At 47.4% G+C, this 11,470-nt stretch carries 8 protein-coding genes; 6 read left to right on the top strand and 2 right to left on the bottom strand.

Translation table 11 applies throughout. The features are described 5' to 3' along the window. Positions 1 to 72 precede the first annotated feature (72 nt). Complete coding sequence (locus tag MHI25_RS09805; RefSeq protein WP_076179655.1) at positions 73 to 954, top strand: AraC family transcriptional regulator; 882 nt, start codon at positions 73 to 75, stop codon at positions 952 to 954. A gap of 6 nt (positions 955 to 960) precedes the next feature. On the opposite strand, the gene MHI25_RS09800 is transcribed toward MHI25_RS09805, so the two are convergent. Together MHI25_RS09800 and MHI25_RS09795 are read right to left on the bottom strand one after the other, a co-directional pair. Next, complete coding sequence (locus MHI25_RS09800; protein WP_076179654.1) at positions 961 to 2,415, bottom strand: glycoside hydrolase family 28 protein; 1,455 nt, start codon at positions 2,413 to 2,415, stop codon at positions 961 to 963. A gap of 19 nt (positions 2,416 to 2,434) precedes the next feature. After that, positions 2,435 to 4,000: a glycoside hydrolase family 43 protein gene (locus tag MHI25_RS09795; RefSeq protein ID WP_076179653.1), complete on the bottom strand. Its 1,566-nt coding sequence runs from the start codon at positions 3,998 to 4,000 to the stop codon at positions 2,435 to 2,437. 202 nt (positions 4,001 to 4,202) lie between these two features. Here MHI25_RS09795 and MHI25_RS09790 point away from each other — a divergent pair, with 202 nt between their 5' ends. The 5 genes from MHI25_RS09790 to MHI25_RS09770 all read left to right on the top strand — a co-directional run bounded on the left by MHI25_RS09790 (position 4,203) and on the right by MHI25_RS09770 (position 11,259). Further along, complete coding sequence (locus MHI25_RS09790; protein WP_340395341.1) at positions 4,203 to 6,446, top strand: helix-turn-helix domain-containing protein; 2,244 nt, start codon at positions 4,203 to 4,205, stop codon at positions 6,444 to 6,446. A 321-nt stretch (positions 6,447 to 6,767) separates the two neighbouring features. Next, positions 6,768 to 7,748, top strand: a complete 981-nt coding sequence (locus tag MHI25_RS09785) for an ABC transporter permease subunit (RefSeq protein ID WP_081383729.1) — start codon at positions 6,768 to 6,770, stop codon at positions 7,746 to 7,748. 12 nt (positions 7,749 to 7,760) lie between these two features. Beyond that, entirely contained in the window at positions 7,761 to 8,645 is an 885-nt protein-coding gene (locus MHI25_RS09780; RefSeq protein ID WP_076179651.1) for a carbohydrate ABC transporter permease, read from the top strand. 141 nt (positions 8,646 to 8,786) lie between these two features. Beyond that, positions 8,787 to 10,319 (top strand): DUF3502 domain-containing protein, encoded by a 1,533-nt coding sequence (locus MHI25_RS09775; protein WP_340395340.1) that lies wholly within the window; start codon positions 8,787 to 8,789, stop codon positions 10,317 to 10,319. Between the two features lie 388 nt (positions 10,320 to 10,707). Beyond that, positions 10,708 to 11,259 carry a glutathione peroxidase gene (locus MHI25_RS09770; protein WP_076308246.1) on the top strand — a complete coding sequence of 184 codons (552 nt, stop codon included), beginning with the start codon at positions 10,708 to 10,710 and terminating at the stop codon, positions 11,257 to 11,259. Positions 11,260 to 11,470: the final 211 nt, after the last annotated feature.

Below are 11,470 nucleotides of genomic sequence, written 5' to 3'. Positions count from 1 at the left end.
TGCGGCTCCTTTCCTATCAACCTGAGTTTATTCTATAATAACCGTAACGCTTCGTAAGAGAAGAGGAGAATTATGACTAGCCTGACTAGCCCCAATCACAAATATCATATTGAAGAAGACCGCTACAGCATCCAGCATATGAAACGTAAAGGCATCACTGCTATGCCACGTCCCCACAGCCATGACTTAGCCGAGCTGTACTATCTGATACAAGGGGAGCGGGTATACTTTGTCGACGACCGAGTCATTACGGTTCATAAGGGTGAGCTTATTCTTATCTCCGGCCGGGAGCTTCATTCCACAGCAAGCTCGGAAGTAGCCGAGTTCGAGCGGATTCTGATCAACTATGATCCTGCTCTTCTACCGCCATCCCTGCAGAATGAAGCCATCTGGTTTCATGACCGCGGGTACCGCTTGTTCAAGCTGACCCTGCGCGAGCAGGACGAAGCGGAAATCCTAATGAACCGGATGCTGGAAGAATGCCGGTTGCAGCGCCCGTATTACGAAACCAGCGTAATCGCTTTATTCTCCGAGCTGATGATTCTCCTCCAGCGTTCAGAGAGTATCTCACAAGCTGGAGGGACGAAACATCCGCTCCATCATCTAGTAACGGATGTAGCCACCTATATCCGTGATCACTACCGTGAGGCCCTTACTCTGGAAGAGACTGCGAGTAATTTTTACATTAGTCCTTCATACTTGAGCCGGGTATTTCACCGATTGACGGGTTTTCACTTTCGGGAATACATCGTTCATGTCCGCGTAAGGGAAGCCGAACGGCTGCTTGTCGGATCTACAGGCAAAATCCAGGAGATCGCCTCCGCTGTCGGATTTGAACATCTTTCCCATTTCAATAAAACATTCAAAAAATCAACCGGTCTGACCCCGCTCCAATACCGAAAAGAAGCAAGGTCACACCCACGGAAGTTCAAGACGGATTTCCATCATCCATAGAATTTTTTATCTATCTGTAATCGTCAAATCTTCGGAATGAGTGAGCGTGACGTGGCTGCATCTATGCGCTGTTATCTTCGGCATTTGCGAAGTCTGCAACCGGATACGATCCAACGTGAGCCCCGTGGCATGCCGCAGCACAATTCCCTGATCACTCACTGCGTGGAATTTTTCGATGGTTAGATCAGCAAGCGGCATCTCCGGCAGCCCGTTAACCAGTAGAGCGGTTGCCGCACCATGGCACACAATATTCTTCAGGGTAATCTTTCGAAATTGCGGAGTTTCCTCTGTAACCGAAAATAACTGCTCGTCATACCCTTCCGATCCTTCAACCCCTGCATAGAACATATGAAAGGATACAGCCTCGTGGATGATGCCGGTCATGTTGATATTCTCCATTACAATATCCTCCACCACACCGCCTCTTCCCCGGGTGCTTTTGAACCGCAGGCCAATGTCCGTGCCGATGAACAGGCAGTCGCTAACTCGAACTGCATGGACACCTCCGGACATCTCGCTGCCGATCACAACGCCTCCATGTCCGTGATATACCGTGCAATTCCGGATGGTAATATACTGACAGGGCATTCCCCACTTACGGCCTTCCTCATCCTTGCCTGACTTGAGACAGATGGCGTCATCACCCACATCAAAGCTGCTGTGCTCAACTAGAGCATGCGTGCAGGATTCCAAATCAAGGCCATCCCCATTCTGCGAATACCAAGGATTACGTACCTGAACATTTCGTACGGTAATCTGCTCGCAGCCAATGGGATGAAGACACCAAGCAGGTGAATTCTGGAAGGTCGGCCCTTCCAGCAGCACCCGCCGGCAATTGCGCAGGCTAAGCAACGTCGGACGAAGATACGTACGAGCAGGCAGATAAGCCTCCATACTAGTTTCTCCCTTGTCCCACAGCTTCCGGCAGAAGTCCTCACCTTCCATGGCTTCCCGGGAAGGCCACCATACTTCGCCCTGCGGATCAAGCACTCCTCCAGATTCGATCAAACGCTCCCATTGCTTCTCGGTCATCTTAAACCGCTTCACTGGGCGCCAGCCTTCGCCACTGCCGTCGAATATCCCCTCACCGGTTATTGCCACATCGCTTAAAGCTTCTCCATCGAGCGGAGCCTGACAGCGCCAGCCGGCATTCCCCTCATAATGGGAAGAAAGTAACGGATACAAGGTATGATCAGGGTCAAACTGCACCAACGCTCCCTTGTCTACATACAGATTAATTCGACTACGTAAAGTAAGGGGTCCTGTGCGCCAGATGCCAGCGGGAATAACAACCTTTCCGCCTCCCGCCGAAGCGCAGGCATCCAGTGCAGCCTGAATAGCAGAGGTACATAGCGTTAATCCCCCCTCTTCTGCCCCATAATCCGTGATTGCAAAAGTCCGTTCGGGAATCTGGGGAAGCTCGGGAATCGGATACGTGTTAGTTACAAGATTGCTGCTCATTGAATTTCACCTCCTCCTATTACTCAAGTCCTTCATAGCTAAACCAGTCGAAATCGGCATAGCTTTCGCTCTTTGCACCTTGAGAGCTTGTGTACATCCCGAGGTATGCTCCTGTGAATCCTCCGGCCAGATCGGTGCTGAGCACTCTGCCATCCGTCCGTTCACAGAAGGCTGTCCACTTGGCGGCTTCAGAAGCTCTGTAATAGAAGCTATACTCTTGTCCTCTGGCTTCCACCTTAAGTTGTACCTGATCCTGTAGATAGGGCACTGACGCCAGCAGCTGCTCGCTGCCACCCATCCGATGAATCAGCTGTAATACACGTTCGCCTGCCTCTAGCCCCAGTTCATAACGGAAGTGGTGATCCGCATTTTGGAGGAGAACAAGACCAGCTACTTCCCCTTCTGCAGCGGGACTAAACGTCATGTCAGTCGCCGCTCTGAAGCTCAAATGCTGCTGGCGTCTACCGATATAAGATGGATTGGCAATCTCCGAGAGCCGTTCTGGCTTCAGGCGAAGCCGCAGAACTCCAGGCTTGTCGGTAAGACTCCAGAATTCACCCCGCGGTGTCCGCAGGAAATTCCAGATCGGTGCCAGCTCATTACCTATAAACTCATCGCGCGCAGGCAATTCCGGCCATTTTGTCTCTGGCAAATCCGGAGCCTCCGTCTCAAATTCCAGCACTCCTTTGCCAGGATTGACCACAGGCCATTCATTCTCCCAGATTACCGGTGTCAGGAAGGTTTCACGTCCCAGATTGCGGTAATAACCACCGCTGGTTCGTGAAGCCAAGCAGAACATCCACCAGTCACCATGCTGAGTCTCCACAAGCTCTCCATGACCCACATTAACAATAGGATACGCTCTGCCAAGATGGCGATGCGTCAGAATCGGATTGGCTTTATGGCCCTCATAAGGACCGGTCACACTCTTGCTTCTGGCAATCGTAATCGCATGAGTATGCCCGGTTCCGCCCTCGGCAATCAGCACGTAATACCAAGCGCCGATCTTATAAATATGCGGTCCCTCTTGCGCATGAGCTACCTTGAGTGCGCCTTGCCAAATACTATGCTTCGGACCGATTAGCTTCCCTTGGCTGAGATCAATCTCCTGCAGCCAGATATCCATATGCTTCGGATAAGCCTGCCCTTCCGGCGGAACACGGTTGCCGGTATAATACACCTTGCCGTCTTCATCGAAGAACAAAGAGGAGTCAATACCGGGTGCATCCTCCAGCCATACAGGGTCAGACCAGTCTCCGGCCGGATCGGTTGTTGTTACATAAAAATTATGCTGGTTCTTGTCATTGTCAATAAAAGTGGTAATCATATAGAAAACTCCCTCATGATAGCGGAGCGTCGGTGCCCAAATGCCCATGGAGGGAATCGAGTGATCCAGATTGAGCTGGGACGGGCGGTCCAGTACATGGCCAAGCTGGCGCCAATTGACCAGATCCTTGCTGTGGAAGATAGGAACGCCTGGGAAAAATTCAAAGCTTGAAGTCACAAGATAATAATCTTCACCAACACGGATAGCGGAAGGGTCAGGATAAAATCCCGGCAGCACTGGATTGCGGAATGTTCTCATTAAAAGTAATCCTCCTCAAAACAATTCAAATGTAAGCACCACCAATTATAGTTCGTATAAGTTTAACTTTCTTGTATTTTCTATGTTCTATTTCTTCATTTTTATACTTTCATGCTATATTGCCCATATTTCACTCCTTGTCAGCGAATAGCCTTTCCCTCTAGAATGGGTGTAATAGGATTTACCTGAAGGGGTGAGCAGCTTGGGAAAAAGAAAGAAATTGTACTCCCGCTTTTTTATGAGCCTAACCGCGATTTCAGTTTGCTGTATTCTAGTACTGGCTGTAGTGATCTTTTATTGGTACCGGAATATTACGATAGATAATGTCAACAAGGCGAACCAAAATGTACTGGTGAATACTGAAACTGTTTTTACAAACTATGAAGAGATCGTCCAGAACTACGCTATGGACTTCTATAGGAATCCAAACATCAACGCGCTCATGATGAATGGCGATACCAGCTGGAGCGACCAGTTGTACAGTGCCTTAAGCCAAATCCGCGGAGCATTGGTTGTGAACCAATATATGGAGAACGCCTACATCATGGGAGTGGATGAGCCTGTTGCCATGTTCGAAAACCTTCCGCTAAGCCCTGAATCCAAGCTGGAGCTATTCTCGAGAATGCGAGATAACATCATTGTTGAATCACCGTTTCTGTGGGAGGCAACCTTGAATAACGGTACCCCCATTACCCTGCTCACCGTGTTTTATAATGATCGGGCGTTTGCGGATAGCGAATATAATGGTGCGGTAGCACTGACCGTCAATTTGGGAAAGCTGCAGAATAATCTGTTTACGCAAAAAGAAGGCGAAGCCACCCGTTACGCTGTGCTTGACGGAAAAGCATCTGTGCTCATGCACAGTGCATTATCTGACATCCCTCTGGAAGAGGGCATGTTAAAGCAGGTGGTGTCCTCCACCTCAGAAAGAGGCTCTTTTGTCTATAAGGGAGGTGAAGAGCCACAGCTGATTACCTATGTATATTCTGCAGCGGACAAGCTGTGGTTTGTGTCGGAGACTTCCTACAAGGATAGCATCCGTGATATCTCCAATGCCCGTAATCTGATGACTGGCCTGTGCTTGGCCTTGATTGCCGCCGCATCTATAACCGCCAACCTGATCTCGCGGCGGATGTATAAGCCAATCGGCCGGCTCTTCGGCAATATCGCTCATCTATCTGGCAATGAAGAAGCGCTGAAAACCGGTGGCGATTTCGATACCGTAAGCCAGGAGCTCGAACAGATTGGCGTTAAGCTGGAGCAGCTAAAAAAAGAAAGCGATGATAGCGCCTTGATGCGGTGGCTGCTTTCCCCGCAGAGAACACCAGAGAACAGCGGGACACCCCTGATGAGCATAGCCGCTTCTGGGGGAGCATATTGTGTATGCGTGCTGACCGCTCTGGAGCCCGAACAACCTGAAGACTCCGACTTCCGGCATACTTTTGAGGAAAACATACAGCAGATTGAACATGCCTTCTGTGAACTTGCAGCCATTCAATCCTTCCGCCCACATCAAGGCACTGCTGTACTTATTCTGAGCGAGCTTCACAGCGGCAGCTTCGGCGATTACGCTTTGTACCGCGGCAAATGGGAAGAAATCGCCGCTCAGCTACAGCTTTCCGGAGCCTGCTGCGCCTTCGGAATCAGCGGGCTGACGGATGATTTAAACCTACTGAGGGCTAAATACAATGAGGCTGCGGACAGTCTGCAATATATTAAATTTCATGTGCAGCAGAACATCATCTTTGCCGATGATACGATCCACCTGAACAGCAGCCCAATGCCCGACAGTGCCCTTGAACCGGTACTGCAAGCCGTTAAGCAGACGGAACTCTCGAACCATATTCCGCAGGCAGTGGAGAGATTGCTGGCAGTAGCCTGCAGTTACCGCGTCGAGCCTGCCACCATCGCTTTATCGAGACTGGTCTTTGAGCTCAGTCGCACGGCTGAGCTTAATGCAGACGTCCAGCATTCCGGCTTTCTAGATAATTACCAGCATATCTGGCAGATCCAAAGCTATGACAAGCTATGGAATTGGATTGTAGACAGCTGTTATACCGCCCACGAGCGTATTGCCAGCATGAGCGCTGTACAGACCAAGAGCATTGCTGGTGAAGCCATTTGTTATATCAGAGATCATTATGATGACTCCAGGCTCTCCCTTAATGCCCTTGCTGACAAGCTATCGCTAAGTCCCGCTTATCTCAGTAGACTTATTGCCGACGAAGTAAACTGCAGCTTTCCCGATTTCGTTAACCTGCTGCGTCTGGAGCAGGCGCAGATGTTATTAGTCACTGAGCTTGGCTTGGATATCCGGGAAATTGCCGAGAAAGTGGGCTACAACAGCAGCACCTATTTTACAACCCAGTTCAAAAAGCGTTATGGGGTTACACCTTCTAAATGGAGAATGAATCATATTTTGCAGAAACAGAATCTTCCTGATTGACCCGCTAAAAGTAAGGAACAAAGGGGATGTCCCGGCAGCATTTTCATAGCCGGAGACATCCCCTTTTTGACTTTCAATGAATAACCCTCGCGCCGGCCTATACTATGAAATCCCCCTTTAAATCAGGCTTTTGAGCACCCTAAAAACAAAAAAGTTCTGTCTTTTTCGTTTTTTTAAGCTGCCCTTTTCCGCTTTTTTTAACTTTTTTCCGTTTATTATGATAGCGTTTACATTCTGGGTGGATTTATGATTTTCATGTAAAGCGTTCTCCTAAAACAAGGGACGGAAATGACAACGCTAGTATAAAGGAGTGGACTGTTAATGATGCAAGAAGCTACATCGGAGACACAAGGAATGCCAAGTCCGGGAATCAGGACGGCCAAAGCCAAGAGCTTCCGTAAATCCCTAAGGAAGGACAGCTCGCTTTATTTGCTCGCTCTTCCGGGAATCATCATTCTAATTCTTTTTGCTTATCTGCCGATGAGTGGTCTGATTCTCGTCTTTAAAAATTACAACTTCAACGACGGAATCTTCGGCAGCCCGTGGGCCGGCTTCTCTAATTTCGAGTTTTTCTTCTCTAGTATGGAAGATTCTCTTAGGGCTACACGCAACACGGTGATGTTAAATGCGCTGTATATGCTAACCGGCACATTTTTTTCAGTGGCCATCGCCATTATTCTAAATGAGCTGCGCAGCAAATGGTTTATCAAAATCACGCAGAGCGTCATGTTTTTCCCGTATTTTATTTCCTGGATTATTATCGGAGCCATTCTGTTCTCCCTGCTGGATTACGACAAAGGCATTATGAACCAGTTGCTCCAGACATTCGGCTTCTCCCAGGTTGACTGGTATTCCAGCCCATGGCTGTTCGTAATCATTCTCGTGCTAGCGAATATCTGGAAAAGCGCTGGTTACGGCGCCATCATCTATTATGCGGTGCTGCAAGGCATCGACACTTCCTATTATGAAGCTGCAAGAATCGATGGTGCCTCCAGATGGCAGATTATCACCAAAATTACGGTGCCAATGCTGATTCCGTCGATCATTCTGATGACGCTGCTGGGCATCGGGGGCATGCTGAAAGGCGATCTCAGTATGATTATGGGGGTAACGTTCCTGAATCCGTTGCTTCTGCCGACTACCGACATTATCGATGTGTATGTATACCGCACAGCCATCCGTTCCGGAGAATTCGGCTTTGCTTCAGCCATCACGCTCTATCAATCCGTCTTTGGTTTCATTCTGGTGCTGGTGGCCAACAAATTAGCCGGCTGGTATGACAAAGACAGCAAACTATTTTAGGAGACTGATAAGATGCAAACTACCGAAAACAAAGGCCTGCTCATTTTCTTTTACATCTGTATTGCCGTATTTTCCGTAATCTGTCTAGCGCCGTTTATTCTGGCAGTATCCGGCTCATTATCTACCGAATCCAGAATCGCCGCGGAAGGCTATTCGTTCTGGCCCAGAGGCTTTACCTTTGAAACCTATGAATTCCTGTTTGGCTCGAAGGCACAGCAGATTCTGCGGGCGTATTCCATGTCGGTGATCGTTACGGTGCTGGGTACCGTGTCGGCCGTATTGGTGACCACCGCTTACGCTTATGTCATTTCCGTTAAAAGCTTCCGGCTCAAAAATTTCTTCGCCTTCTTCGCCTATTTTACAATGCTGTTCAGCGGAGGAACGCTGCCATGGTATCTGCTTAGCACCAAATACTATCATTTGGGCGATACGCTCATCGGCCTGTTCATCCCTTATGTGCTAAGCGTCTTTCTGATGTTTCTCATGGCTAACTATTTCCGCAGCATCCCGCATGAAATTGTGGAATCTGCGCAAATCGATGGTGCCGGACATCTGCGGATCTTCTTCAGCATTATGATTCCGCTGGGCCGCGTCGGACTGGTCACCATTTCGCTCTTTTACGCACTGCAATTCTGGAATGACTTCTATTTGCCACTAATGCTGGTAACCGATCAGGATCTCTATACGATCCAATATTTGATGTACAACATGATGGCGAACATTCAGTTCCTGGCTTCCGGCAATGCTGCTCAAGTTGGTGGAGCTATCATTGCACCGCCACTGGAGACAGCCAAAATGGCAATGACCTGTCTGACCGTTTTGCCAATCGCCATATTATATCCTTTTCTCCAGCGCTTTTTTGTCAAAGGCATTATCGTAGGTTCAGTCAAAGGCTAATTTCCAGCAAAGATGCCATATTATGTTCGGTTGCACCGGGTTTATGCTCCCCTACTTCTTGATGTACAATGGGACTTAAGGGAGCACGGCCTTTGCAATAGATGCCTCAAACATTATGATTCTATTTCAGGAGGGTTCATCATGAAAAAGAAAAAAGGTTGGTTAAGTTTGCTCCTCGCTGCGGTGTTCTTGGTAAGTGGCTGTGCTCAGGCCAACAATGAAAGCGCTCCCCCTAGTTCTGGAACTGGAAATGAAGGTACCTCTTCCTCTACGGATAGCGGTAGTAAAGACAGCAGCGCCTTGGCTCCTGCCAAATTGAAAATTGTGCTGTACGGGGATGAGTCCAACCGGATGAAGGAACTAGCGAAGACATCGTTCTACGACACTATTAAGAAAGAAATCAATGCTGAGGTTGAATTTCAGTTTCTTCCTTGGACCGAATATGGCGGCGGTAAAACTGATTTAATGCTGTCTACGGGAGAAGACTTCGCAACTTATACAGATGCCAATTACATGGTAAAATCTGTGGCAAAGGGGCTTTATGCCGACCTCACTCCGTATGCCGATGCAGCCGCTGATTTGAGTAAAAATGTGGACGAGGCCTCCTTCAAAGCCTTTCAGCTGGAAGGCAAGCAGTATGCGATCCCCGTCGGCAACAAACCGAATTCTGCGGAATTCTACAGTGCGCTAGTTAGACAGGATTTGCTTGAAGAAGCCGGCATGACACAGGTCACTTCACTGGGAGAACTAGAGCAGTTCTATGATAAGGTCCATGCCATTCATCCCGAACTGATCGGGTACGCCAACACCGATGCGCGCAGACTCCTACAATATGATTACACGGACAAAAACCTCTATTGGCAAAATGATTTTATTGCCCTGGATGAGTCTGTGAAGGATGATCAAATTATTAGCTGGTTTGAAACCGAAGAGTTCAAGAGTTATGCGAACCTTATGCACGGCTGGTATGAAAAAGGAATCATTCCGAAATATGCTGCCACCAATGTCCCACAGCTGCAGTCTGACTGGAACTCCGGAAAAGCGATGTTCTGGGCCGGCACAGCAGCACGCCCATTCGAAGGTGCGGCAACCATCTCACAAGCAGTGCCTGATGCCAAACTGGTCAACTATTTCCTCGGCAGCGGCCGTCCAAAAATCAGCCGCGGCACTTACAGCACCGCCTTTTTCGTCTCCACCGCAGCTAAAGACCCTGAACGTTACGTCATGTTCTTCAATCTGCTGCAAAAAAACCAGGAGCTGTACGACTTGTTCGCCTACGGGATAGAAGGAACTGACTATACGCTGGATGAAAAAGGGCGTTTGACCAAAATAACCACTGATTCGCTGATTCCTGACTGGCTGCTGATGAACAAAAACTTCATGCGTTTCGATAACACGGTACCGGATGAGTTTATTGCAGAATATAAAGCTTGGGACGATGGAGCCATCATTTCCAAAGGTGCCGGCTTCAACTTTGACAATACACCCGTCAAGAATGAAGAAACGAAGCTGAACGGTGTATTCACTGAATACCTCGCTCCGATCGGCAGTGGCTTCAGTGATTATGACACCGCCTTTCCCAAAGCGCTAGACAGACTAAAAGCAGCGGGAATAGACAAATATATCGCTGAATACCAAAAACAATTTTCCGAATGGTACGCTAAGCAGCAGTAAGCACCGCCGCGGCAATTATCATACAGCTCAAGAAGCGTGTCTCCATTAAGGAGCACGCTTTTTGGCCTTCGAACGCCGTGGTGAAAGCGGTATAATGGCCAACCTTGAATCAATACGACGGCGAGCAGGATAATTCAATCAAAATGATTACGTTTGGGGAATTTTCGTTGCTGATACTCTTAGAATTATTTTCAAAGTAACCTGAAGGATAAGAGGGAAACTGCTCATTGGTTAAAAGCGCAAAAATAAAAATTTAAGCGGCATTTTATACTGGAGATATACTCGTTATAGTTTAATACTATAAACATTATTCTTATTATATATTAGACCAATAAACGCCAATAGCGCTATTATGTGATTTATAATAATAACGTGGAGGGATGGTCTGATGTCTATTTATGATTTTCAAGCAAAGTCAATTCATGATGAGCCTGTTGAATTGTCCATTTATCGCGGGAAAGTTCTGCTTATTCTGAACACTGCCAGTAGGTGCAGCTATTCTCGCCAATTACCTGATCTCCAAAAAATTTACGAAATTCACCATGAGCAAGGGTTTGAAATACTTGGTTTTCCTTGTAACCAATTCAACGAGAAAGAGCCAGAAAGCAACTCGGAAGTACATAAATATTGTGAGAGCAACTTTGGAGTTAAGTTTCCATTATTTGAGAAAGCTGAGGTTAGGGGACCGTCTGCCCATCCTTTATTTCAATATCTAACACAGCAAGCACCATTTCAAGGATTCGATACTGAGACATCAGGCGGTAAATGGATGCAGGATTTTCTGCAGGAAAAGTATCCGGACATATATGCCGGAGATGGGGTTAAGTGGAATTTTTCAAAGTTTTTAATCGATAGAAACGGTCATGTATACGGTAGATACGAAACAACGACTGAACCCTTTGACATAGAGCCATTTATTGAATCACTTCTTTTAAAGTAAATGAATCCGATTGGTAATTTAACCCACAGAGAACGATAGTTTAACATAAAGGGTTTACATATTAGGCACGCAAAACATTTAGAACCCTTTATGTTATTTAAATTTCATTTCTTACTTTGATTAAATAATATAAAGTCAGAATAAATTGTATTAATAAGATAAGATATAAGCCAATAACCAGTAGTACATAAAGAATTGCCTGTCCTCCCCC

Source organism: Paenibacillus sp. FSL E2-0177 (assembly GCF_037992975.1).
GTDB classification, from domain to species: domain Bacteria; phylum Bacillota; class Bacilli; order Paenibacillales; family Paenibacillaceae; genus Paenibacillus_AQ; species Paenibacillus_AQ odorifer.
The sequence above is the reverse complement of the archived record's forward strand: the minus strand, read 5'-3'. Positions and strand labels throughout refer to the sequence as shown.

Bases quoted from the DNA above. Each gene is read 5' to 3' on its own strand.
- MHI25_RS09795 (WP_076179653.1), bottom strand. From the start codon at position 4,000: ATGAGAACATTCCGCAATCCAGTGCTGCCGGGATTTTATCCTGACCCT.
- MHI25_RS09770 (WP_076308246.1), top strand. From the start codon at position 10,708: ATGTCTATTTATGATTTTCAAGCAAAGTCAATTCATGATGAGCCTGTT.
- MHI25_RS09805 (WP_076179655.1), top strand. From the start codon at position 73: ATGACTAGCCTGACTAGCCCCAATCACAAATATCATATTGAAGAAGAC.
- MHI25_RS09785 (WP_081383729.1), top strand. From the start codon at position 6,768: ATGATGCAAGAAGCTACATCGGAGACACAAGGAATGCCAAGTCCGGGA.
- MHI25_RS09775 (WP_340395340.1), top strand. From the start codon at position 8,787: ATGAAAAAGAAAAAAGGTTGGTTAAGTTTGCTCCTCGCTGCGGTGTTC.
- MHI25_RS09780 (WP_076179651.1), top strand. From the start codon at position 7,761: ATGCAAACTACCGAAAACAAAGGCCTGCTCATTTTCTTTTACATCTGT.
- MHI25_RS09800 (WP_076179654.1), bottom strand. From the start codon at position 2,415: ATGAGCAGCAATCTTGTAACTAACACGTATCCGATTCCCGAGCTTCCC.